The sequence below is a fragment of the Flavobacterium sp. 3HN19-14 genome, from assembly GCF_051373205.1.
In the GTDB taxonomy this organism is placed as follows: Bacteria; Bacteroidota; Bacteroidia; order Flavobacteriales; family Flavobacteriaceae; genus Flavobacterium.
Genome location: NZ_JBPPZT010000001.1, coordinates 60,603 through 85,986 on the forward strand (window position 1 = coordinate 60,603; position 25,384 = coordinate 85,986).

18 protein-coding genes and 5 pseudogenes are annotated in these 25,384 nt (G+C 41.9%); 16 read left to right on the forward strand and 7 right to left on the reverse strand.

Annotated elements, in window-relative coordinates:
* Nucleotides 1–392: 392 nt before the first annotated feature.
* From ACSLFW_RS00305 to ACSLFW_RS00320, 4 genes and pseudogenes are all read right to left on the reverse strand, one after another.
* Nucleotides 393–2,847 (reverse strand): annotated as a pseudogene (locus tag ACSLFW_RS00305) (sodium-translocating pyrophosphatase).
* A 213-nt stretch (nt 2,848–3,060) separates the two neighbouring features.
* Nucleotides 3,061–3,651 (reverse strand): DNA-3-methyladenine glycosylase family protein, encoded by a 591-nt coding sequence (locus tag ACSLFW_RS00310; RefSeq protein WP_436554165.1) that lies wholly within the window; start codon nt 3,649–3,651, stop codon nt 3,061–3,063.
* A 63-nt stretch (nt 3,652–3,714) separates the two neighbouring features.
* Nucleotides 3,715–6,195, reverse strand: a pseudogene (locus ACSLFW_RS00315) (DUF5686 family protein).
* Between the two features lie 143 nt (nt 6,196–6,338).
* A complete protein-coding gene (locus tag ACSLFW_RS00320) occupies nt 6,339–7,316 on the reverse strand; it encodes a pyruvate dehydrogenase complex E1 component subunit beta (protein WP_436554166.1) in 978 nt (325 codons plus the stop codon).
* Between the two features lie 297 nt (nt 7,317–7,613).
* On the opposite strand from ACSLFW_RS00320, the gene ACSLFW_RS00325 reads away from it, so the two are divergent.
* From ACSLFW_RS00325 to ACSLFW_RS00355, 7 genes and pseudogenes are all read left to right on the forward strand, one after another.
* Nucleotides 7,614–8,360 (forward strand): electron transfer flavoprotein subunit beta/FixA family protein, encoded by a 747-nt coding sequence (locus ACSLFW_RS00325; RefSeq protein WP_436554167.1) that lies wholly within the window; start codon nt 7,614–7,616, stop codon nt 8,358–8,360.
* 126 nt (nt 8,361–8,486) lie between these two features.
* Nucleotides 8,487–9,455, forward strand: a pseudogene (locus tag ACSLFW_RS00330) (electron transfer flavoprotein subunit alpha/FixB family protein).
* A gap of 246 nt (nt 9,456–9,701) precedes the next feature.
* Nucleotides 9,702–10,332, forward strand: a pseudogene (locus ACSLFW_RS00335) (bifunctional nuclease domain-containing protein).
* Nucleotides 10,333–10,426: 94 nt separating this feature from the next.
* Nucleotides 10,427–10,786: a four helix bundle protein gene (locus tag ACSLFW_RS00340; protein WP_436554168.1), complete on the forward strand. Its 360-nt coding sequence runs from the start codon at nt 10,427–10,429 to the stop codon at nt 10,784–10,786.
* Between the two features lie 38 nt (nt 10,787–10,824).
* Complete coding sequence (locus tag ACSLFW_RS00345) at nt 10,825–11,649, forward strand: thymidylate synthase (protein WP_436554169.1); 825 nt, start codon at nt 10,825–10,827, stop codon at nt 11,647–11,649.
* A gap of 67 nt (nt 11,650–11,716) precedes the next feature.
* Nucleotides 11,717–16,120, forward strand: coding sequence for a reprolysin-like metallopeptidase (locus ACSLFW_RS00350; RefSeq protein WP_436554170.1), 4,404 nt, complete (start codon nt 11,717–11,719; stop codon nt 16,118–16,120).
* Nucleotides 16,008–16,358, forward strand: a complete 351-nt coding sequence (locus tag ACSLFW_RS00355) for a T9SS sorting signal type C domain-containing protein (RefSeq protein ID WP_436554171.1) — start codon at nt 16,008–16,010, stop codon at nt 16,356–16,358. The genes ACSLFW_RS00350 and ACSLFW_RS00355 overlap by 113 nt, the downstream gene beginning before the upstream one ends.
* A gap of 55 nt (nt 16,359–16,413) precedes the next feature.
* Here ACSLFW_RS00355 and ACSLFW_RS00360 read toward each other — a convergent pair whose 3' ends face one another.
* Nucleotides 16,414–16,710, reverse strand: coding sequence for an isoamylase early set domain-containing protein (locus ACSLFW_RS00360; RefSeq protein WP_436554172.1), 297 nt, complete (start codon nt 16,708–16,710; stop codon nt 16,414–16,416).
* 240 nt (nt 16,711–16,950) lie between these two features.
* On the opposite strand from ACSLFW_RS00360, the gene ACSLFW_RS00365 reads away from it, so the two are divergent.
* The 4 genes and pseudogenes from ACSLFW_RS00365 to ACSLFW_RS00380 all read left to right on the forward strand — a co-directional run bounded on the left by ACSLFW_RS00365 (nt 16,951) and on the right by ACSLFW_RS00380 (nt 19,356).
* Nucleotides 16,951–17,292: a 2TM domain-containing protein gene (locus ACSLFW_RS00365; protein ID WP_436554173.1), complete on the forward strand. Its 342-nt coding sequence runs from the start codon at nt 16,951–16,953 to the stop codon at nt 17,290–17,292.
* Nucleotides 17,292–17,781: pseudogene (locus tag ACSLFW_RS00370) on the forward strand (dihydrofolate reductase). Before ACSLFW_RS00365 ends, ACSLFW_RS00370 begins: the two are co-directional and overlap by 1 nt.
* A 137-nt stretch (nt 17,782–17,918) precedes the next feature.
* Nucleotides 17,919–18,650: a bifunctional demethylmenaquinone methyltransferase/2-methoxy-6-polyprenyl-1,4-benzoquinol methylase UbiE gene (gene ubiE, locus ACSLFW_RS00375; protein ID WP_436554174.1), complete on the forward strand. Its 732-nt coding sequence runs from the start codon at nt 17,919–17,921 to the stop codon at nt 18,648–18,650.
* Between the two features lies 1 nt (nt 18,651).
* Nucleotides 18,652–19,356, forward strand: a complete 705-nt coding sequence (locus tag ACSLFW_RS00380; RefSeq protein ID WP_436554175.1) for a porin family protein — start codon at nt 18,652–18,654, stop codon at nt 19,354–19,356.
* Nucleotides 19,357–19,438: 82 nt separating this feature from the next.
* On the opposite strand, the gene ACSLFW_RS00385 is transcribed toward ACSLFW_RS00380, so the two are convergent.
* Nucleotides 19,439–20,170 (reverse strand): TrmH family RNA methyltransferase, encoded by a 732-nt coding sequence (locus tag ACSLFW_RS00385; RefSeq protein WP_436554176.1) that lies wholly within the window; start codon nt 20,168–20,170, stop codon nt 19,439–19,441.
* Between the two features lie 36 nt (nt 20,171–20,206).
* Between ACSLFW_RS00385 and ACSLFW_RS00390 the strand changes: the two genes are divergently transcribed.
* From ACSLFW_RS00390 to accD, 5 genes are all read left to right on the forward strand, one after another.
* Nucleotides 20,207–20,764 (forward strand): hypothetical protein, encoded by a 558-nt coding sequence (locus tag ACSLFW_RS00390; RefSeq protein ID WP_436554177.1) that lies wholly within the window; start codon nt 20,207–20,209, stop codon nt 20,762–20,764.
* Nucleotides 20,736–21,983, forward strand: coding sequence for a hypothetical protein (locus tag ACSLFW_RS00395; protein ID WP_436554178.1), 1,248 nt, complete (start codon nt 20,736–20,738; stop codon nt 21,981–21,983). The genes ACSLFW_RS00390 and ACSLFW_RS00395 overlap by 29 nt, the downstream gene beginning before the upstream one ends.
* Nucleotides 21,984–22,096: 113 nt before the next feature.
* Nucleotides 22,097–22,771, forward strand: coding sequence for a BamA/TamA family outer membrane protein (locus ACSLFW_RS00400; protein ID WP_436554179.1), 675 nt, complete (start codon nt 22,097–22,099; stop codon nt 22,769–22,771).
* Between the two features lie 47 nt (nt 22,772–22,818).
* Nucleotides 22,819–23,886: a class II fructose-bisphosphate aldolase gene (gene fbaA / locus ACSLFW_RS00405; protein WP_436554180.1), complete on the forward strand. Its 1,068-nt coding sequence runs from the start codon at nt 22,819–22,821 to the stop codon at nt 23,884–23,886.
* A gap of 48 nt (nt 23,887–23,934) precedes the next feature.
* Nucleotides 23,935–24,789 (forward strand): acetyl-CoA carboxylase, carboxyltransferase subunit beta, encoded by an 855-nt coding sequence (gene accD, locus ACSLFW_RS00410; RefSeq protein ID WP_436554181.1) that lies wholly within the window; start codon nt 23,935–23,937, stop codon nt 24,787–24,789.
* 51 nt (nt 24,790–24,840) lie between these two features.
* On the opposite strand, the gene ACSLFW_RS00415 is transcribed toward accD, so the two are convergent.
* Nucleotides 24,841–25,305 (reverse strand): hypothetical protein, encoded by a 465-nt coding sequence (locus ACSLFW_RS00415; RefSeq protein ID WP_436554182.1) that lies wholly within the window; start codon nt 25,303–25,305, stop codon nt 24,841–24,843.
* Between the last annotated feature and the right edge of the window lie 79 nt (nt 25,306–25,384).

Below are 25,384 nucleotides of genomic sequence, written 5' to 3' on the forward strand. Positions count from 1 at the left end.
TTTTTATATAAAATGGATTAAATCATAAACAAAGCTCCCTGTGGAAAACCCCGAGATCCAGCACTCAGGGAGCTATTGTAATGTGCCGGCAGCAGAACACCGGCGTGAAGTACCTTTTAGACCAAAAGACGCTTCAATCATAAGAAAAAAAAATTAATTTTCATTAGGTAGAAATACCTCATTTTTAATATTGTGGAAAAAAATTGATTTGGCATCAAAGCCTGTAAACAAAGGGGAATTCTGGAAAAGATAAAAATTTGCGATTTTATTTACGGAAAACCAGACGCCAGGAAGAAAGATTCGCTTTAAAAATTAACCCCTTTGTGGTAAAATTCAGGCTATAAAAAAGCCCCGCATCTCTGCAGGGCTTCTATATATTTATATGAAATATTTTATTTCAAAGAATCAATTTTGGTTTGCACCTCAGCGTCAGTTCCTTCAAATTTCTGAACGTCTTCTTTTCCATTTATGTTTCTGGTAACGGTAGCAGTTACTTTTCCATCAACATTTGATTTTTCAATCGTGATGCTTTTTCTTCTTTTACCATTGGATGCATGTGCTCGCAGGTTGGGTTCGTACAACCTTTTGCCACACATTCTTCTTTGGTCATCGAAGTACATTTTCCTTCTACTGTACAACAAGTTGCGGTTTTTTCAACCACTGTATGGCTTTCGCTACCCAAAATTGGGGCGATTACCAATCCGATCAAACAAGTTAATTTGATAAGGATGTTCATCGACGGGCGAGAAGTATCTTTAAATGGATCACCAACTGTATCTCCGGTTACGGCAGCTTTGTGTGCATCAGAACCTTTGTAGGTCATTTCGCCGTTGATCATTACGCCAGCTTCGAAAGATTTCTTAGCGTTGTCCCAGGCGCCACCGGCGTTGTTCTGGAACACAGCCCAAAGTACACCTGAAACGGTTACACCCGCCATATAGCCACCTAACATTTCGGCAATCAATTGGTTGTTCTCTCCGTAAACCAATTTGCCTAACAATACGATTGCGATTGGAAAACCGATAGTCAGGATTCCCGGTAACATCATTTCGCGTAAAGCGGCTTTTGTAGAAATTTCCACACATTTGCCGTATTCCGGTTTAGATTTTCCTTCCATGATTCCCGGAATTTCGCGGAATTGACGACGTACTTCATAGACCATATCCATTGCAGCTTTTCCAACAGAATTCATCGCCAAAGCAGAAAACACAACCGGAATCATTCCACCCACGAACAACATCGCCAAAACCGGAGCTTTGAAGATATTGATTCCGTCGATACCTGTAAAAGTCACATAAGCAGCAAATAGAGCCAGAGAAGTCAAAGCTGCAGAAGCGATTGCAAAACCTTTTCCTGTTGCAGCAGTCGTGTTACCAACTGAATCTAAAATATCTGTTCTTGTACGCACTTCTTTCGGTAATTCACTCATCTCAGCGATACCACCGGCGTTGTCAGAAATCGGACCGAAAGCGTCGATTGCCAATTGCATAGCCGTTGTTGCCATCATCGCAGAAGCAGCTAATGCTACTCCGTAAAATCCTGCCAAAGCATAAGAAGCCCAAATTGCACCGGCAAATAACAATACTGTTGGGAAAGTAGAAATCATACCTGTTGCCAAACCTGCGATTACGTTGGTTCCTGCACCTGTAGAAGATTTTTGTACGATGGCCAAAACTGGTTTCGTACCTAATCCTGTGTAATATTCTGTTACGGAAGAAATGGTTCCGCCTACGATTAATCCGACAATTGTAGCATAAAATACTCTCATTGAAGAGATATCCTGAAGGCCTTCGCCGAAGAAAGTCATTTTCATGGTTTCAGGCAGCATGTATTTTACCAATACGAAACAAGAAGCTGCAGTCAATACGATAGAAACCCAGTTCCCAACGTTCAGGCGCCTTGTACTTGTTTTTCTTTGGCGTCGTTGCTGCTGATTTTCACCAACATTGTTCCGATGATAGAGAAAAGGATTCCGAAACCTGCGATTGCCATCGGCAATAAGATTACTGCCCGATCCCGCCGAAAGCGTCTTCGATTTTACCGCCCATATCTTTGATTACGTAGTTTCCAAGTACCATCGCAGCCAAAACTGTCGCCACGTAAGAACCGAATAAATCAGCACCCATTCCTGCAACGTCACCTACGTTATCTCCAACGTTATCTGCAATTGTAGCAGGATTACGCGGATCATCTTCCGGAATTCCGGCTTCCACTTTACCAACAAGGTCAGCACCTACGTCGGCCGCTTTTGTATAAATACCACCACCAACACGGGCGAACAATGCAATAGATTCTGCACCAAGTGAAAAACCTGCAAGCGTTTCTAATACCACAGTCATTCCTTCAGTATCAGTCCGAAACGCCACCCATAAATATGTGGAAAAAGACAATAAAAAATGTTGTCAATCCCAAAACCGCCAATCCGGCAACACCAAGTCCCATTACGGTTCCGCCGCCAAAAGAAACTTTTAACGCTTGCGGTAAACTTGTACGGGCTGCCTGAGTAGTTCTTACGTTGGTTTTGGTTGCGATTTTCATTCCCATGTTTCCTGCCAAAGCAGAGAAGAATGCTCCGAAAATAAACGCTACAACAATCAATAAGTGGGTTTTAACACCTGAAATGAAAGTAATTCCGGCCAAAACTGCACTTGCTATAAGTACGAAAACGGCTAATAATCTGTATTCTGCCTTTAAGAAAGCCAATGCGCCTTCGTAGATGTAATCTGAAATTTCTTTCATCTTCCCGTCTCCGGCATCCTGCTTTAAAACCCAGGCTCTTTTGGCCGCCATGAAAGCAAGCCCAATAAGTGCCATCACGATCGGCACATAAATCATCATTGAATCCATAATGTAATTTTTGTTCTTAATTTATCGGGTGCAAAAATAACAAAAATTTAAGAACAAAAGCACTTTTGGGAAAATCAATTGGTCAATTAGGAAATGAGATAATTAGATAATGAGATAATGAAATAATTCAGGCAATAGCTATTTGGCATTTACCGACCAGTTCTTCAACACAATATTGGCATTATTTAATTTTACAATTGATTAATTATCTCATTAAATTTTGTTCCGCTTCTTCAGATAATGGTGCCATAATATATAGGACGCCAAAGTGCGGTGCGGTTTCCAGTTTTCAGCGAGGATTTCCATATCTTCAACGGTATGGATGCTGTATAATTCCTTAATGGTATTCCTGATGGCAATATCGCCGAGTGGAATAATGTCGGGTGATTGCAGGCAGAACATTAAATATACTTCGACAGACCAGTTGCCGACGCCTTTTATTTTGAGTAATTCGGCGCGGATATTACTTTCTGATTTTTGGTTGAAAGTTGTAAAATCCAATTCTTTTGAAATCACTTTTGCCGCTAAATCTTTTAAATATAAAGTTTTTTGGCGCGAAATACCGCAGTTTCGCAATTCAGCATCTTCTGCATTCAGAATATTTTCAGGCGTGATTTCACCGAAATGGTTTTCGAGTTTCTGGTAAGTCGCTTTCGCGGAAGCAATTGAAACCTGTTGCTCTAATATAATATGACACATCGCGGCAAATCCTTCATCTCGTTTTTGGATAATAGGATGGCCGTGTATTTCTAAAATGGTTTTCAGGATTTGGTCTTTGGCGAGATGGGTTATGGCTTCTTTCATTTGTCTTTAATCAGAAAGCTTCCAGTCTTTGAAGGCGGGAAGCTTTGAATTTGTAAATCATTATTAAAAATAAAAACCAAACGACCCTTTCACCCCGAAATTATTTGTCTGCGGCGTAATGTAACTGCCTCTCCAGCTGAATTCAATCTTGAAAACCTTAAAGATATTCCCGATGCCGGCGTTGTATTCCCAGTAAAAATCTTCAGGCGCTTTATACGGCAATCCTGAAGGCATATTGATGATTCGGTTTTTATCACTGATAGTACCGTAGACGCCTTTAAACCCTACAGTTTCGCGCCAGTTGAGTTTTCTTAAGAACGGAATCCTTGAAAAAATCCTTCCGCCGAAATTGTGCTGCAACTGGATTGTCGCATAAGAATCGGCTTCAAATTCATAGAAATCCAAAAGGTTAAAAGTATTTTCAATCGTAAAATACGTCTGGTTTCCGGGAACGATACTCATCAATCCGAGCGGAATGTAGCTGTAGGTTTTTCCCAATTCCACAATCGCATCCAAACGCCCGACACCGCCCATATTCAATGGCTGCTTATAGTACAATTGGATTTTTTCATAATCGAAATCAGAATTCAGAACACCTTTCAATCCTTGGCTGTAGTTCACAAAAACCCGCGGGAACGGACTGTCTACAATATGTCTTTCGACGCCATAACCGGTAGTTTTCCTGCCCTGGCGTATAATCGATTTGAAAATTCATTTCTGACTGCGTAATGTCAGATTTAATTTTCTGCTGCGTCAAATCTGTATAATAAGCGAGGCTGAACGTTGGCGAAGCGGATTCGAGTGTGCGGTAAGAAAAGCCCACTTGCATCGTCAGGTTCTTCACCGGTTCCATCTCGAGCGCGACAGAACTCAGGTTGATATTGGTCAGCTTTCCGTTGCTTCCGCTTGTGAACAATGCCGAAGACGCGAAACTTCGTCCTAAAATATCATTCGTCGTTGTAAGACTCGCACCAATCTGCTCGATATCGCGGCGATTACCACCCGAAAGAATCAGACGGTTTTTGCGGTTGAGCAACCATCTTCCCGAAAGTCCGTATTTGAATTTATCGTCCTTAAATCCATACGCAACATAACCCTGAATACGCCACGGATCGTTCTGATTGAAATACGTTCGCCCGCCGGTTCGCAATCGCAATCCTTCGACTTCATTATAACCGACAGTCGAGAAAATGGTCCATAATCAAAATGCCCGTAGTTGATATAACCGCTTCCCAAAATCTCGACAAGGCTGTACAATCGCCGGAATTTCTTGTTGGTTTGCAACGTATCGAGCATCTTATAAACGCCAACTTCATCTTTATTAAGGCTTTCAAAACGGTTTGCTTCCCAGAATTCGTCGGGTTTCGTATAAACGGCGTCGTCGACATAATTTACCTGTTCCTTATAAAAATCAGCAGGTCTTTCATTGTCAAATTTATGATTGCGGAAAAGTGTTGTTCGTTTTCCATAAACACCACGCGATTTTTCCTTCTTGCTCAGCGCAAAATCGGTCATCAGGTAATCGCGCGTCAACAGGAAAACCGAATCATTAAGAACGTCAAATTGCTGCTCAATATAAATTTCCTTGACCCAGTTGATGTTGGCGCTTTTGGTGACTTCCATGTTGATGTCTTTGATCGCCCATGTCGAATCGTTGACCCAGAAATCACCTTTGAAAGTCAGCTCGTTCTTTCGACGTGGATAATAAACGATATTATAACACCATTTTTTGTCGATAAAAGTACTGTCGGCAAGTACATAATTATAAACATCAATTCCGGTGCGTGAGAGCGGACTCGTAAATGCCTTATCGAAAAATTTAATGTAATTGTCGTAAATATCGTAATCGGAATACAAATCCTTCACAAAACCGATGAGTTGCTGGTTCGTACTGAAACCCGAATTCTTATTGGCAACAAGCACTTCCTTCACTTTCTTGCGCACATTATCGCCATAAACATTCGAAAGCGCTTCATTGATAAATATAGGAAGATAGGTTTTTCCCGTGATTTTAGATGTATCGACCGAATTGAAGATGAATTCCATGCCCTTGAAGATCCGGTTTTTCATGAACGCGCTGTCGATGGTATTCATGTCGAATTCAACCTTTTCGTATTTTTCCATTTCATACTGATTGAATTTTCGCAGGCCGTTCTTGCGTTTGCGTGCCCAGATTTTTCGGAGAATATCGATAGCAGGATTATTTTTCTTCGACATTTTCCCGCTGTAAATTTTCACTTCGCTAAGCTCCTCACCACCTTTCAAAATGATTTTCATATCATAAGTCACCGATTTTTCAAGTGTGATTTCCTGAGAAACATAACCCACAAAAGAAATCTGGAGTGTCTTTCTGTTCTGGTCTGATTCGAGGTAAAAACGCCCGTCATCATTCGTTATAATTCCTTCAGAAGTGCCTTTAAAAGCCACATTCGCATAACCGACAGGCTTGTTATTTTCGTCTAAAACGATGCCACTGACTTTCGTTTGAGCAAGCAATAAATGAGTAAAAAAAAGTAAAAAGGCGGCAAGTAAATTCCTGTTCATAGCATAAAAAAAACTCCACCGGATTTGTTCCGATGAAGTTTCAAATATAACCTTTAATAGTCGAAAGTCAAAAGTCGAAAGTCAAAAGTTACATCCTAACGACGAGCTTTTTTTCTTTCCGACTTGCGACTTCGACTTTCGACTTATTTATACATCACTTTTTTAACCGCTTTCACAACGTCGGCAGCATTTGGCAACCACTCTTTTAGCAGCGTCGGAGAATATGGCGCAGGCGTATCGGCAGTCGTGATTCTCTGGATTGGCGCGTCAAGATAATCAAAGGCGCGTTCCTGAACCACGTAAGTAATTTCTGAAGCGACACTTGCAAACGGCCACGCTTCTTCCAAAACCACCAAACGGTTTGTTTTTTTCACAGAAGTCAAAATCGCTTCATAATCCATCGGGCGAACCGTGCGCAAGTCGATGATTTCACAGGAAATGCCTTCTTTTTGCAACTCGTCGGCAGCAATGTGCACTTCCTTGATGATTTTTCCGAAAGAAACGATAGTCACATCAGAACCTTCTCTTTTAATATCGGCAACACCAAGCGGAATCAAATATTCTCCTTCCGGCACTTCGCCTTTATCGCCGTACATCTGCTCTGATTCCATGAAAATCACAGGATCATTGTCGCGGATGGCCGATTTCAATAAACCTTTAGCATCATAAACGGTCGATGGCACCACCACTTTCAAACCGGGCGTATTGGCGAACCAGTTTTCAAAAGCCTGTGAGTGCGTCGCACCCAATTGTCCTGCCGAAGCAGTCGGGCCAGCGGAAAACCATCGGCATCGGGAATGTCCCGCAGACATCTGGCGCATTTTTGCAGCGTTGTTGATGATCTGGTCGATTCCGACAAGCGAAAAGTTAAATGTCATATATTCTACAATCGGACGGCAGCCGTTCATGGCCGAGCCTACTGCGATCCCGGCGAAACCAAGTTCGGCGATCGGCGTGTCGATCACGCGTTTCGGGCCGAATTCGTCGAGCATTCCTTTCGAGGCTTTGTAAGCGCCGTTGTATTCGGCCACTTCCTCGCCCATTAAATATACGGATTCGTCACGGCGCATTTCCTCGCTCATGGCTTCTGCAATCGCTTCCCTGAATTGTATTGTTTTCATGTCTTAAATTTAGTTTTGTCACCCTGAGCGCAGTCGAAGGGCAAATTTTGAGAAGCAAAAATAAATAATTTCGACCACTTACAGCACATTTTTTATTTTTTTGATGAGAAGCCAATCCCGCTTTCCGTTGTATCTTTTTCCCGCTAAAGAAGCGGGAAAAAGGATACCGCTGCTATCCGGGCTAAAAAACGTTCAGCGAAATCGATGTAATATTGAAATTTATTATGCGTGCATAGTTCTTTTTGAAAATATAGTTGTAAATTCGTGCCCGAATAAGATAATTTTAATCGATATAAAATGAAAATATTAGTCTGCATCAGCCACGTGCCTGATACTACTTCAAAAATTAATTTTACGAACGGCGACGCTGAATTCGACACCAACGGCGTTCAGTTCGTGATCAACCCGAACGACGAATTCGGTTTGACCAGAGCAATCTGGTTCCAGGAGCAGCAAGGCGCGAATGTCACTGTTGTAAATGTTGGCGGCCCGGATACAGAACCGACTTTAAGAAAAGCACTGGCAATCGGCGCGAACGAAGCGATTCGTGTCAACGCAAATCCGACAGACGGATTTTTCGTAGCAAAACAACTCGCAGAAGTCATCAAAAACGGTGGTTATGATTTGGTAATTGCCGGAAAAGAATCTTTAGATTACAACGGCGGCATCATGCCGGGAATGATTGCCGGCATCAGCGGCATGAATTTCGTAAATTCCTGTACCGACATCAAAGTTGACGGTTCCTCGGTAAAAGCAGTTCGCGAAATTGACGGTGGAAAAGAAAATGTTTCGACTTCCCTCCCATTAATCATCGGCGGGCAAAAAGGACTCGTTGAAGAAAAAGATTTAAGAATCCCGAACATGCGTGGCATCATGACGGCCAGAACGAAAGTTTTGATAATTTTGGAACCGGTCGCTGCAAATGCTGAAACCAAAGCGGTGAAATTTGAAAAACCGGCACCAAAATCAGCAGTAAAGTTGTTCTCTGCAGATGATCTTGACGGATTGGTGAATGCTCTTCATAATGAAGCAAAAGTAATTTAATGGCGGAATGCCCGCGTTAGGGATTGCAGTGGAAAGCCCGCAGCGCAGCGAGGACTTGGAGCGAAAAGCCCAGCCACAGGGAAACGCCCAAAAACTTTAAACCTTAAACTTTAAACAAAAATTCTCATGTCTATATTAATATACGCAGAAACCGCAGAAGGAAAATTCAAGAAAGTCGCTTTCGAACTCGCTTCTTACGGTAAAAAAGTAGCCGAAGCGTTAGGAACGACCGTAACCGCGGTAACGGTAAATGCAGGCGATGTTTCAGAACTCGGCAAATACGGCGTTGACAAAGTCTTGAAAGTCAACAGCGATAAATTGTCAGGATTTACGGCGAAAGCTTACGCGGATGTAATCAAACAAGCGGCCAGAAAGAAAATGTGAAACTCGTCTTACTGTCTTCGACAACTGACAGTTTATACCTGGCTCCGCTCGTAGCTGTAGGTCTGCAAGCAGGTTTTGCTTCGAACGTAGTCGGATTACCGGTAAGCACTTCACCTTTTCAGGTAAAAAGAAACGCATTTTCTAACAAAGCATTCAATATTACAGAAATCAGCACTGATGTGAAAGTATTGAGCCTTGCCAAAAACTCTTACGGGATTTTTGAAAGCGCTGCTGCTGCAACGACGGAAGATTTTTCGCCATCGATCAGCGATGATGATTTCAGCGTAAAAGTGGAATCAGTTGAAAAAGGCTCAGGAAAAGTTACGATTGCCGATGCCGACATCGTAGTTTCAGGCGGACGCGGCATGAAAGGCCCTGAAAACTGGGGTATGTTAGAAGATTTAGCTTCCGTTTTCAGGAGCTGCGACTGCCTGTTCAAAACCGGTTTCAGATTTAGGCTGGAGACCTCACAGTGAGCACGTTGGCCAGACCGGAAAACCCGTTGCGACCAATTTGTATATCGCTGTCGGGATTTCAGGAGCGATTCAGCACATTGCGGGAATCAATTCCTCAAAAGTAAAACTCGTTATCAACTCCGATCCAGAAGCGCCTTTCTTTAAAGTGGCTGATTACGGCGTTGTTGGCGACGCTTTTGACATCGTTCCGAAACTGACGCAAAAATTAAAAGAATTCAAGGCAAATAATTCGTAAATAATTTTTTAAATTGTGCCGAAATAAAGGGCTGTCTGATTAGCAGAAAAGCTTAGGTCAGACAGCCTTTTTTTATGGAAATTATTTAATAGTTAGAAAGAATTTCGAACCATTAAGACAATAAGATACATTAAGAAACGCTTAATGAAACTTAATTCCTTAATGGTTTTTAAAAAAACTTAATTGTTAAAAATCCATTTTTATTAATCAAAATCTTGTGCCGCGACACTTTTGCACATCACCAATATGAGCCTAGTAAAATTAACGATAAAGGGAATTTCGTACAGCCAGACGCAAAATGGCGCTTATGCCCTGATTTTAAATGAAGTCGACGGCGACAGGAAACTTCCGATTGTGATCGGCGCTTTCGAGGCACAATCGATTGCAATTGCGTTGGAGAAAGAAATCAAGCCGCCTCGACCGTTGACACACGATTTATTCAAGAATTTCGCCGACCGTTTTGACATTGTCGTTAAGCAGGTCATCATCCACAAGCTCGTTGACGGTGTTTTTTATTCGAGTATTATTTGCGAAAGGGATAAGATTGAGGAAATTGTCGATGCAAGAACTTCAGATGCAATTGCGCTTGCCTTAAGATTTGCCGCACCGATTTTCACCTACAAAAATATCCTCGATAAGGCTGGAATTTATTTAAAAGCCAATCCGCTTGAAATGGAAAAGGAAGACGATTCAAATGATATCCTTTCTACGCCTGAAACTTTCGGTATCGGGCGAAGAAGAATCGAACCAATCGGGCGAAACGTATACCAAACACAGCATTTCTGAATTGCACGAATTATTGGAAAGTGCGGTTGAGAATGAGGATTATGAGAAAGCGGCGAAAATCAGAGACGAAATCTCTAAAAGAGAGCTTTAACGGTGCAGGGTTTTGGATTCAGGGTACTGGGTCCAAACATTGCGGTTAAAGATTCTTAAATATTGCTATACAAGCCAAATTAAAAATACATGCCATGAGAAATTTTAAAAAACTTGACGTCTGGAAAGAAGGACGTTCACTTACGAAAGATATATATTTATTGACCAATTCACTTCCGGCAGATGAAAAATTCGGATTGACATCGCAGATTAAAAGATGTGTGATTTCAATTCCATCTAATATTGCCGAAGATGCAGCTAAAGAATCGCAGAAAGATTTTGCGAGATTTCTTCAAATCAGTTTAGGCTCTTGCTTTGAATTAGAAAGCCATCTGATCTTGTGTTTAGACTTAAATATCATAAATAAAATTGACGCGATTCCTTGTCTGGAAAAAACAACAAGATTGCAAAAGAAAGTTTATTCGTTCATCAAATACGTAAACGCTCAGGCTTAGCAGCCCTAAACCCTGAACCCAATATCCTGAACCCGAAAATGAAACAATATTTAGACCTCGTAAAGCACGTTTTAGAAACCGGAACCCAAAAAGGCGACCGCACCGGAACCGGAACCAAAAGCGTTTTCGGTTACCAAATGCGTTTTGATTTAAGCGAAGGTTTTCCGATGGTGACCACGAAAAAATTGCACTTGAAATCTATTGTTTACGAATTGCTATGGTTCTTAAAAGGCGAAACAAACATCGCTTATCTAAAAGAAAATGGCGTCAAAATCTGGGACGAATGGGCGAATGAAGAGGGCGAACTCGGCCCTGTTTACGGCCACCAATGGCGCAACTGGAATAGTGAGGAAATCGACCAGATTACAGAAATTATTGAGACTTTAAAGACCAATCCGAATAGCCGGAGAATGTTGGTTTCGGCATGGAATCCTTCGGTTTTACCGGATACTTCAAAATCTTTCGCAGACAATGTGGCCAACGGAAAAGTAGCATTACCGCCTTGCCACGCTTTCTTCCAGTTTTATGTTGCAGACGGAAAATTGTCTTGCCAATTGTACCAAAGAAGCGCCGATATTTTTCTTGGCGTTCCGTTTAATATTGCTTCTTACGCATTGCTGACAATGATGATTGCTCAGGTTTGCGATTTGAAACCGGGCGATTTCATCCATACTTTTGGCGATGCACACATTTATAACAATCATATCGAACAATTGGAATTGCAGTTATCACGCGATCCGAAACCGCTTCCGAAGATGATTTTAAATCCAGAAATCAAAAATATATTCGATTTCACTTTTGAGGATTTTACGCTCGAAGGCTACGAGCCACATCCACATATTAAAGGTGCTGTGGCGGTTTAACTGTTAATTTTTCAGGTAAGTACAAGTTTTTTCATATTTTTAAGGCCTTTCTTAAACCTGACCTAATATGAAAAAAGCTTTACTATTGTATTTCCTGGTTTTCTCAAGCTTCGTTTTTGCACAGAGAACCGATTTATGGACGAAAGCCGATGCAAATCAATTAACCTCAGCATCAAAAGCAAACAGGAAAAATTTTCCAGCAAAGTATATACTTTACAGCCTTGACATTGATGCTTTCAAAGCGCAATTAGCAGGAATTCCCGTACGCGGAAATTTTCAAACCAGAACACCTCACCTTATTTACCTGCCGGAAGCTGACGGAACGATGGGACTTTACGATGTCATCGAAACGCCAATCATGGAGCCGGAATTGCAGCAAAAATATCCCGATATGCGCTCTTATGCCGCACAGGGAATCAATGACCCGACAGCAATCGCGCGTTTTTCGATAACGCAATTTGGCTTGAACAACATGACAATGTATGGGGAAAAAAGCAGCAGTTATATTGATCCATACACAACCGACGGTAAAAATTATATTGTGTATGACCGCCAATCTTTAGGGGCTCCGGAGCAGGATTTCAGCTGCCTGACGGATGTTGAAAAAACGCTTGATTCTGAAAACGCACATCGGACTAATTTCAGCATGCTCGACACAAATGATAAAAAACTGCGCACTTACAGATTAGCACTTTCATGTACCGGCGAATACGGCACAATTTTCAAAGGAAGCGGCACTGTCGCGCAGCAAAAAGCCAATGTAATGGCACAAATGATCATTACAATGACACGTGTCAATGGCGTTTATGAAAAAGAACTTGCGGTTACGATGATTTTTATCGGCAACAACGACCTGCTCATTTACCTTGATGCCAGTACCGACCCGTGGAGCGGTGAATACAATACGAAAACAGCTCAGACCAACGATTCAGTGATTGGTGTTGCCAATTATGATATTGGGCATAACTTTAATACTTCCGGAGGCGGTAATGCAGGATGTATCGGTTGTGTATGTGTGGCTACATCACAATCCGGAACCCACAAAGGCCGCGGATATACCGGAAGACCCGACCCGACCGGTGATGCATTCGATATCGATTATGTCGCACACGAAATGGGGCACCGATTCGGCGGTTACCATACGCAAAGCAATGACACCTGCCGTTCCGGGAGCGGCTTCACCGAGGTAGAGACCGGAAGCGGCTCAAGCATTATGGGTTATGCCGGAATCTGCGCCGCCAACGTACAAAACAATTCCGATGCTTATTTCGGGTACGTAAACATACGTGATATTTCTTTGAATGTGCAATCGGGCGCTTCTTCTTCCTGTGCACAGATTTCTAATTTTCCTAATAATCCGCCGACGGTTAATGCCGGAGCAGATTATACGATTCCGAAATCGACGCCATTTTTACTGACTGCTACAGGTTCTGATCCTGATGGAAATACGCTTACTTATTGCTGGGAACAACGCAATCCGGAAGCGGTTTTGCCTGCTGCCCAGAATAATGCCGCGCCAACTGCCGTCAGAACTGCCGGACCAATGTTCCGTACGTTGACTCCGGTTACGAGTCCGGTCAGGTATTTTCCCGCATTGTCAACTGTTCTGACTGGTGCTACTTCTTCAACCTGGGAAGTATTGCCTTCGATTGCGCGTACTTTTAATTTTTCGGTGACAGGTAGGGATAACGTCGCTGGTGGCGGACAGACAGCTTCTGATTTGATGGTCGTAAATGTAAATGGAACAGCCGGACCATTTTTGGTAAGTGCACCTAATACGAATGTTTCCTGGGCAGCTGCTTCCAATCAGACTGTGACGTGGGATGTCGCGGGAACAACAGCAAATGGCATCAACTGTGCTTATGTGGATATTTTTATGTCGGCTAACGGCGGAACCAGTTTTCCGACATTGTTAGCCTCGAGAGTGCCTAACGACGGTTCGGAAACTGTTACCATTCCAAATGCAACAGGAACAACAAACCGCATTATGGTTCGCGGTAACGGCAATATCTTTTACGACGTTTCTAATACCAATTTTACTACTACAAGCGGCGGTTCTACTTTTTCTTTGGCTTTTTCCGGAGTTGAAGGCCAACAAAATAAATCTGTATGCCAGGGCGCGAATGGCGTTTTCACAATGAACTATGGCACAACAGGCGGATTTTCAGGCACAACGACGTTTGGCGTTTCGGGAAATCCGGCGGGCTCAACAGTTAGTTTCTCTCCTGCTTCGATTTCAGCAAATGGAACTGTAACCATGACCGTTGGCAATACTGCTTCCTGTGCGCCGGGATTTTATACAATGACCGTTACCGGAACTTCGGGAGCGACAACCAAATCGGTAAAATTCTATATTGAAATATTGAATTCAGGTTTTAGTCCGGTAACATTGACTTCTCCGGCAAATGAAGCCTTTGGGCAACCAATCAATCTTACGTTAAACTGGTCGGCCGATGCTGCCGCGACGTTTTATGATGTGCAATTGGCTACGGATGTAACTTTTTCAAATAATCTTCAAAACCTCACTTCTACAACCAATAGTCTTGCTTTGACCGGATTATCGCAAAACACCAATTATTTTTGGCGCATAACTCCGAAAAACTCCGCTTGTCAGGGCAATCAAAGTGGCTATTATCGCTTTACTACCGGGCAAACCACTTGTCCTACAACCTCATCGACGAATGTTCCTTTAGCAATCAATGCTTCAGGAACGCCAACGATAAACTCGACGCTTAATATTCCTTCCGGCGGGACTATTTCTGACGTAAACGTTACGGTTCAGTTGACGCATAGTTACGTAGAAGACCTTGTCATTACATTAATAAGTCCGACCGGTACGCAAATACAATTATTAAATGGCCAGTGTACATCAAACGATAATATAAACGCCATTTTTGATGATGCGGGAGCAACTTTGATCTGCGCGACCAATCCTGCTGTTTCAGGAACTATAAAACCTGTGCAGTTGCTATCCGGTCTGAACGGACTGGCTTCGCAAGGCACATGGACCTTAAGAATTGCAGATACTGCCAACGGGGATGGCGGCTCGCTTAATGCCTGGAGCCTGAACATCTGCAGCCAATCTACGACACCTCCAACCTGTGGCGCTATCACCACTAATTGGACAGGATCTTCATGGACCAACGGAGCGCCACAAAATAACGTAGCGGCAACCATATCAGGAAATTATACTTCTACCGGAGACCTTAAAGCCTGCTCGCTCAATGTTACCGGTAATGCCGTTGCGACTTTTTTATCAGGGCATGATTTAACGGTTGATGGTTCAGTAACTGTTGCAGGAACTGCCAGCCTGACGATGGAAAACAATTCCAACCTGATACAAGTACAGAATGTTACAAATTCCGGCAATATTACCGTAAAAAGGAATGCATCAATGCGAAGACTCGATTATGTTTATTGGGGTTCTCCGGTAGCCAATCAGGATTTGAAATTATTTTCGCCTTATACGGTATCACCAACCAACGCGCCGGGATTTCCTACTGCTACCGGCACTTCACGTTTTTATACACTGAATGAAACCAATAACAGCTTTCAGGTTATTGCCGAACCATTAGGTGTCTCATTTGCAAAAGCAAAGGGTTACATGCTTCGCGCGCCAAATAATTTTCCTGACACTGGAGCACTGACGACTTTTAACGGTACCTACTCAGGAATTCCCAATAACGGAAATGCAACTATTGCAATCACCAACACACCTTCAACCGGAAAGGGCTACAATATGCTGGGCAATCCTTATCCATCGACATTGAACGCCGATTTATTCCTTACGCAAAATCCCGGAGAGCTTTATTTCTGGACGCATACCAACCAGGATGCGCCTTCCGGAGCGAATTATGCTACTTATACGACTTTCGGAACTGCATCTGCGGCAGGAGGCGCAACACCAAACGGAACGATTGCAGTCGGGCAGGGATTTTTGCTGAAAACCACAACTTCCGGAACGGCTACTTTTACTAACGCCATGCGCACAGGTAACAACAGCGCAACGTTCTTCAGGAATGCAGCTGTTGAAAAAAGCAGGATTTGGCTGAATTTGTCGAATGCAACGGGTCTCCAGAACCAGATTCTTGTTGGTTATATGGATGGTGCCACGCAAAATGCCGATGCGTCAATTGATGCAGAACAAATCGAAAATAACATCAATAATATCGCATCGATGATTGGCACAGAAAAATTCAATATTCAGGCGAGGGCGATGCCTTTTGAAGTTACAGATGTGATTCCGTTGGGTTTTAACGCGATTGCAGCCGGTGAATTTGCTATTGCTATTGACCACCTCGATGGGATATTTGCTGCTTCTAACGGTTTCCGGACAAGATATTTTTATTCAAGACGCCATGACCGGAATTGTGCACAACCTGAAGCTTTCGCCTTATACATTTGTATCAGACGCAGGCAATTACAGCAATCGTTTTGCCATCGTTTACCAAAATACAAATCTGGGAATTGAAAATCCGGGTGCATTAAATGACATTGTAGTTTTCAAAAAAGACAACACAATCTACATCAATGCAACCCTAAATATGAGCAGAGTAAAATTGTTTGATGTTCGTGGTCGTTTGATTTATGAGAAGAATGAAATCAACGCACCTCTCTTTAACATCAGCAACCTCAACATACAACAACAGGTGCTGATTGTGCAGGTGACTTCAGAAGGGAAAACCGTCTCGAAGAAAATTGTATACTAGTCAAAACAAAAAAATCCGCTCAATGAGCGGATTTTTTTGTTTTATTCGGTTTTGATTACAAAGCCAATACGCTGTTTTCAGCACCTGCGAAGTCATTCCACTGATAAGAATCAGCTTCAGTTTCGTTTACGAAAACACCATCAATAAGGTATTTAAATTCGTAAGAAGCATCTTTTGTCAAATCGAAAGTAGCTTTAAAAGTACCGTTTTTCAATTTTCCAAGTTCGCCGGCTTTTGGATCCCAGTTGTTGAAATCGCCTACTACCGCTGCAGTTTGAGCTTCAGGACCTTCTACAGAGAAAGTTACTTTACAAACTGGTTTCGTTTTTATAAATTGTTTCTTGATTGCCATAACTAATTAGTTTTTAGATTTATAGCGCAAAGGAAATAAATTCTGACGAAAGTTCAACGCAAGGTTTGCAGATTTAAGATTATGATAATATTTGATACAAAATATACATATATTCTTAATAATTAATACTTTAAAAAATTAATGTGCTTTATGAAAACGTTTGCACTTTAAATTATCCTTAACCCGAAATTGCTACTTTTCGAAATAAATTTTATCTTTAAATGCTCAAAAAAGCCGAAAATGGAGAAACAGGCACATGAACTTTATGAATATGCCCGCCGAAGGATCAGGCAAAAGAAGGTCTTATACTTTCATTTTGTGTTCTTTATCATCGGCAGCCTGTTCATGTTTGTGGCCAACGATTTGCTCGAATACGGCCTTCCGGCGCAGTGGTACAAATGGGGCATCACGATTTGGCTTTTTATTTTCATCTTCCATTTTATAAAAGTGTATCTTTTGGATCGCTTCATGAATAAGAACTGGGAGCGCGAGCAAATTGACCGCCTTGTCGAAAAGCAGAAAAACCGTCTGCGCCAACTCGAATCCAAAACCGAAGCTGATTTCGAAAAAAACAACCTCTGATGATTATAATGATTGCGGCCATCGCCGAAAACAACGCGCTTGGAAAAGACAACCAACTGCTGTGGCATTTGCCCGATGATTTCAAAAGATTCAAGCGGCTGACTTCCGGGCATCATATCATCATCGGCCGGAAAACCTTTGAAAGTTTCCCGAAACCATTGCCCGAAAGGCACCCATATCATCATCACACGCGATAAAAACTATACCGTTGATTTTGAGAATTGCATCGTCGTAAATACTATGGAAGATGCGATTGCCACGGCGCCAGAAAACCAAGACCTGTATATAATAGGTGGCGGCGAAATTTATAACCTCGGAATGCCGCACGCCGATAAGCTTGATATCACAAGGGTTCACGCAACTTTTGAAGCGGATGCTTTTTTTCCTGAAATCAATGCTGAATACTGGAAAATTGTCGATTCGGAATTTCATGCGAAAGACGAAAAACACCAATTTGAATTCACTTTTGAAACTTTTGTACGGAAATAATTAGAAAATGTGATAATTAGATAATTAGAAAATGTCGGGATTACCTTGAAGCACTTATCCGTCAACGCATTCATTATCTAATTATCTAATTGCCTAATTATCTAATTAAAACTACCTTTGCCGAAATTAAATTCAAAATGCCCGAACACATCACGCCATACAAAGATTCTGAACTTGGAAAAAAAGAACAGGTCGCTCAGATGTTTGACAACATTTCAGGAAATTACGACGGCCTGAACCGTGTGATTTCATTTGGCGTTGACATCAAATGGCGGAAAAAAGTCCTTAAAATTGTTTCTGATAAAAATCCCAAAACCATTCTCGATATTGCAACAGGAACGGGAGATTTGGCAATTTTAATGGCAGAAACCAACGCCGAAAAAATCATCGGATTAGACATTTCTGCCGGAATGCTCGAAGTCGGAAGGCAGAAAATCGCCGCGAAAAACCTGTCGCAAAAAATAGAAATGATTCTGGCCGATTCAGAAAATATGCCTTTCGAAGACAATACTTTCGATGCCATTACGGTTGGTTTCGGTATCCGAAATTTTGAAACTCTGGAAAAAGGACTTTCAGAAATTTTACGCGTTTTGAAACCAAATGGTGTTTTTGTGATTCTGGAAACTTCGGTTCCGGTGAAATTCCCATTTAAACAAGGCTATAAATTGTATTCGAAATTCATTTTGCCGACCATCGGGAAATTGTTTTCAAAAGACCGTTCGGCTTACCGATATTTGTCAGATTCGGCTTCGGTTTTTCCTTTCGGAGACGAATTAAACAATATTTTGAGGAAAATCGGGTTTATAGACGTGAAGTCTATGCCGCAGACATTCGGCGTGGCGACCATTTATTCAGCATCTAAAAAATAGTATGAGACAATATATTTTGCTTTTTTTATTGGTAATTTCTTTTTCGGCGACGGCGCAATTTGGCAGCATGTTCCAGAAAAGCCCGATTATCAATCTGGAGAATTTCGACAAACAGCGCGTACACTGGGGTTATTTCCTCGGATTTAATTCGTACCAATTCAAATTCGATTACAAAACACCTGTCGATCAGGACGTAAGGGTTGACAAAAGCATCGGTTTCAACGTTGGATTAGTGGGAAATTTACGCCTGAATGAATATTTCAACCTGCGTTTCGAACCTGGATTATATTTCAACCAAAGAAACCTCACTTTTCCGGGATTTGCGAACGAATATGACGCTTTACGTGAAGTAAAATCGACTTACCTGCATTTTCCGCTTTTGGTGAAATTTTCATCTGTGAGAACCGGAAACATTCGTCCTTATCTTGTTGGCGGTGTAGGAACAGCGCTCAATTTATCGAGTAATGCCACTGCCCGGGACGATAATTCACAGGCGCGTTTCAGGATGATCAAATGGACTAATTTTTACGAATTGGGCGTTGGGATTGACTTGTATTTTGAATATTTCAAGTTTTCGCCATCAATCCGCGGCGTGTTTAGTTTGCAGAATGAACTCGTTCCTGATAATGACCCGAACAGTCCGTGGACTTCTAATATTGATGCGATGAAATCGAGGGCGATTTTTATCAATTTTACTTTTCATTGATTTTACCGCAAAGGCGCAAAGTTTTTCGCAAAGTTCGCCAAGCTTTCTCCACACTTTGCGGAGAACTTTGATTGCTTTGCGTTTAAATTGCGTTTCTTCTGAATTCACTCAAAATAATAGCAGTCGCAGTCGCAACATTCAGACTTTCTGTTTGCTGCAATTTTCCAAACCTCGGAATTGAAAGTCGATTCTTAGCGATGGCTTCAATGTTAGGCGAAATGCCGTTGGCCTCGTTGCCCATTATAATGATGCCCTCATCAGGCAAATCAGATTTGTAGATATTGTCACCATCCATAAAAGTCCCGAAAACAGGTAAATTTACATCTTGCAGAAAATTTTCCAGATTCACATAACTGACATTTACACGCGCAATCGAGCCCATTGTTGCCTGAACAACTTTCGGGTTATAAATGTCGACGGTTTGTTCGGAACATATCAATTCTTCAATGCCAAACCAATCGCAAAGCCGCATAATCGTGCCGAGATTTCCCGGATCACGGATGTCGTCAAGCGCTAAAATCAATCCTCTTGCGTTAATTTCAGAAGGCGCTTTCATCTTGAAAACGGCAAGACAATTATTCGGGACGGTGAGCGCGCTGATTTTCTTCAAATCGCTTTCTGAAATCTCCATCCTTTTTGCTGCCTCGATGTCTTTGAAAAGCGCTTCGGTTACATACAAATGCTGCAGCTCAAAATCGGCATTGAGCAATTCGCGGATGACTTTGGCGCCTTCGGCGATGAAAAGACCGTTGATGGTGCGGAACTTTTTTTGGTGCAGCGATGTGATTAATTTTATTTGGTTTTTACTAACCATGGAAATAATGTACTTTTGAATTAAATTAAAGGACACTTGAGAAAGCGCTCGACAAAAATAACGCTATTTATTCTATTCGGGATTATTATTTCTGCCTGCAATGCCGTAAAACGGGTTCCGGAAGGGAAATATCTACTCAGGAAAAATGAAATTACTGTTGATGGAAAAAAGGAAAACGACGGCACTTACGAAGAGCTGCTTTACCAAAGACCGAACAGTTCATTGCTCGGTTTCAAGCTGCGGCTGAATTTGTACAATCTCGCAAAACCCAATCCCGACTCAAGTTACAGGGCGAAATTCATCCACAATCCGAAGAAATTACAACGACAGATTAAGTTGTTTTCGGCGAAACAGGTCAAGCGAAAAGGAGAATCCTTCCTGTATTCAGGCATTCATAATTTCCTTAAAAAAACTGGTGAAGCACCTGTAATCGTTGATACAAAAAGAACTGACAAATCAATCATCCGCCTCAAATCTTATCTGCTCAACAATGGATTTTTCGAGTCGAAGGCAACTTATAAAATCGACACACTCAAAAGAAGACGTGCGAAAATTACTTATACTGTTGAAAAAGGGCCAGGTTACGCGGCTTGATACAATTTCGACTGACATTACTTCACCACAGTTGGATTCCTTATATAATGACAAAAAGGAAGTGTCTTTTTTGAAAAGCGGCGACCAGTTTAAAACCGAAAATTTCGAGGCAGAGCGTTCGAGGCTTACGACGAAATTCCGCAACAACGGTGTTTATTATTTCCAGCAGAGCAATATCCTTTATATTATTGATACTGTTGGAACCGGCAACAAAGCGAATATTCAAATGGTCATTAACGACCAGACTTTACGCGCCGGTGATTCAACGATTACACGGCCATTTAAGATGTATAAAATCAGTGAAGTCAACATTATTACCGACAATGCGACCAATAATACCAATACGCCTTTGACAGATAGCGTTACTTATAAAAATTTCAATATTTTCAGTCATAAGAAATTGAAATACAAGCCGAAGGCGCTTACCGACGCAATTTTTATAGCGCCCGGAACTTTATATTCTGATACGCGTACGAGCCTTACATCGCGCTATTTGAGCAACCTTCGCATCTTTAATTATCCTTCGATCCAATACAAACCTGACCCGAAAGACAGCCTTGGCAATTCACTTATCGCCAATATTATCCTGACACCGCGTGACAAATACAGTTTTGGTGCGTCGCTCGATTTTACGCATTCGAATATCCAGGATTTTGGAATTGAAGCGACTTCATCTGTTGGTATGCGAAATGTCTTCAATGGTGCCGAAACGTTAGAAGTAGCCGCAAGAGGCAATATTGGCGCATCGCGATCGCTGAAAACGCCAAGCAATACTTTCTTTAATATTTCGGAATACGGAATTGACACCAAATTGAATTTCCCGCGAATTTTGCTGCCGCTGAATACAGAAAAAATCATCCCGAAAAGGATGATTCCGTCTACGGTTTTGAGCCTTGGTTTTGCAAAGCAGAAAAATATCGGATTGGACAAAGAAAATTTTACGGGATCTTTTGCTTATAACTGGTCGCCGAAAAGAGGCACGAATGCAAAATTTGAGCTGTTCAATGCGCAATATGTCAACAATATTAATGTTGGAAATTATTTCAATGTATACGAATCTTCATACGACCAACTCAATAAACTCGCCAAAACTTACAACACCAATCCGGCTTACGCAGATGACAACAACAACCTCATCGTAGACGAAGGCACGAACGGATTTCTCGAAGATGTTCTTGACAACGGCTTAGGTCTAGGCGCAAAATACCAACGACTATAAAACCATCAGCAGCATCCGCGAACGTAAAAACAGGCTGACCGAAAACAATTTCATCCTGGCTTCAAGCTATACTTTTTCGCGGACGACCAAAAATCCTAATAATCTTGCCGACAATGATTATTATACTTTTTAGAACAAAACTCGAATCAGCGGGAAATCTGCTTTCATTATTCGCATCGGCAACGAAAACCGTTGACAACGAAATCAGCCGCAAGAAAATCTTCGGAATTGAATATTCGCAATATTTCAAAACAGAATTCGAATACATCAAGCATTGGGATTTGAAATATGAGCGCGTAATCGCCGTTCGGGGTTTTGCCGGAATTGCAGTTCCATATGGCAATTCGTCGAGCGTACCGTTTTCACGAAGTTATTTTGCCGGAGGATCCAACGATATCCGTGCGTGGCAACCTTATTCTTTAGGTCCCGGAAGCAGCGGCTCGATTTATGATTTTAATGAGGCGAATTTCAAGATTACGCTTAACGCTGAAGTCCGTTTTAAGATTATTAACAGTTTTAAAGGTGCTTTGTTTGTCGATGCCGGAAATATCTGGAACATTTTTGACGACTCGACGATTCCGGGCGGTAATTTCGACGGATTGGAATCGCTCAAAGATATTGCTGTCGGTTCTGGATTCGGATTGCGTTACGACCTGAGCATTTTCGCCGTAAGGCTCGACCTCGGATTCAAGACCTACAATCCCGCCGATGAAACCGGAAAAAAATGGTTCCGCGATTATAATTTCGGGAACTCTGTTTTAAATATCGGTATTAATTATCCATTCTAAAATATAATTATTTATTTTTGTAGGCTTAACTTAAAACTTACAATACAATGGCCCATAATATTAAACCCGGAGTTGCAACTGGTGATGAAGTTCAGGCGATTTTCGCTTATGCAAAAGAAAAAGGCTTTGCTTTACCAGCCGTAAATGTTACCGGTTCAGACACTATCAACGGTGTTTTGGAAACCGCTGCGAAACTCAAAGCGCCGGTAATTATCCAGTTTTCTAACGGAGGCGCACAGTTCAATGCCGGAAAAGGGCTTTCTAATACCAATGAGCAATCGGCCATCGCAGGCGGAATTGCAGGCGCAAAACACATACACGCACTGGCAGAAGCTTACGGCGCAACTGTAATCCTTCACACCGACCACTGCGCGAAAAAATTATTACCTTGGGTTGATGGTTTATTGGAGGCTTCAGAAAAACATTTCGCCGAAACCGGAAAGCCTTTGTTCTCTTCGCATATGCTTGATTTATCAGAAGAGCCGATGCACGAGAACATCGAAATCTGCAAAAAATATTTAGAAAGAATGTCGAAAATGGGCATGACACTTGAAATCGAACTCGGCATTACCGGCGGAGAAGAAGACGGCGTTGACAACTCAGGCGTTGACCATTCAGAATTATATTCCACTCCGGAAGACGTTGATTATGCTTATTCTGAGCTGATGAAGGTGAGTCCGCGTTTTACCATCGCAGCTGCTTTCGGAAACGTTCACGGTGTTTACAAGCCGGGTAACGTAAAACTCACGCCGACTATTCTTCGTGATTCTCAGGATTACATCCAGAAAAAACACAATACAGATAAAAATCCGGTTGACTTCGTTTTCCACGGCGGATCAGGTTCAACTCCGGAAGAAATCAAGGAAGCAATCAGCTACGGTGTCATCAAAATGAACATCGATACTGATTTGCAGTTTGCTTTCACTGAAGGCATCCGTGATTATATGGTTGGAAAAATCGATTATCTGAGAACGCAAATCGGCAGCCCGGACGGCGCAGATTCTCCGAACAAAAAACATTACGATCCGAGAAAATGGCTTCGTGAAGGCGAAGTGACTTTCAATACTCGCTTAGAGCAGGCTTTCGCCGATTTGAACAACGTTAATACTCTATAGTTTTCATTTTTACTGAACACTAATAACTGAACACTGAACACTAAAAATATGGCTTGGTTTAAAAGAACAGAAAAAGGAATTCAGACCGCGACAGAAGACAAAAAGGACGTACCGAAAGGTTTATGGTACAAGTCGCCTACCGGAAAAATCATCGATGCAGATGAGTTGGCCAGGAATTTATATGTAAGCCCTGAAGACGGCTTTCACGTAAGAATCGGCAGTAAGGAATATTTTGAAATCCTTTTTGACAACAATGAATTTAAGGAGCTCGATGCGAAAATGACGTCGAAAGACCCGTTACATTTCGTCGACACCAAAAAATACTCTGACCGTTTGAAAGATGCGATGGACAAAACCCACCTGAAAGACGCTGTGCGTACCGGTGTTGGAAAATCTAAAGGAAATGAGCTTGTGGTTTGCTGTATGGATTTTGCTTTTATCGGCGGTTCGATGGGTGCTGTTGTTGGAGAAAAAATCGCACGTGGTATTGATTATTCTATTAAAAACCGCGTTCCGTTTGTGATGATTTCGAAATCGGGCGGCGCGAGGATGATGGAAGCTGCTTATTCATTGATGCAATTGGCGAAAACCTCTGCAAAATTGGCGCAATTGAGCGATGCCGGGATTCCGTATATTTCTTTATGTACCGATCCGACAACCGGAGGAACAACAGCTTCTTATGCGATGCTGGGTGATGTAAATATCTCTGAACCAGGCGCTTTAATTGGTTTTGCAGGACCTCGTGTAGTAAAAGATACAACAGGAAAAGATTTACCGGAAGGTTTCCAAACGGCTGAATTTGTATTAGAACACGGATTTTTGGATTTCATTACACCAAGAAAAGAACTTAAAGACAAGATTAATTTGTTCATTGATCTGATTCTGAATCAGGAAATAAGATAAAAAAATCCCGGAAATTTCCGGGATTTTTATTTTTGTATAGTACCTGTTTTTCTATTTGAACGCTATTTCTGCAATTGCCAACCATGGATTGCAGGCTTTGCATTTTTCCAGATCGGTCATTTTTCCGGCGCCTTTTGGAAGACATTCCCGCAACTGCAATTTGAAAGTCGTATTGAAACCATTCTTAATACTGTATAAAGTACTGTTGTTGTAACTGATACCTTTGTAAGTACTTGCATCAACCTGCCCATTTATTAGCGACACATACATCCTTACAATGTCTTTCACGTAATTGATAATCTTTACATCCATATAGCCCGTAGTGCCTCTGTGGTTTACAAATCTTGTGGTGATTTCCACGTTCTGCGTTGTGCCGTCGGCAGCTTTCAAGGTGAATGTTTGCGGCTTACTCCAGTCTTCCGTGTTAGCGGGCATATTCAGTGCCGCTAATTGTGCCTGTGCTGTAGTTATGCAGAAAATCGTCAGGCAAAATGCAATAAAAAATGTTTTTTTCATGTTGTATAATTTAATGGGTTGAACAATGATTGTCAAACCTATTGCGTTTTGCAGATTTTGCCAATAAGGCATTTGCAGT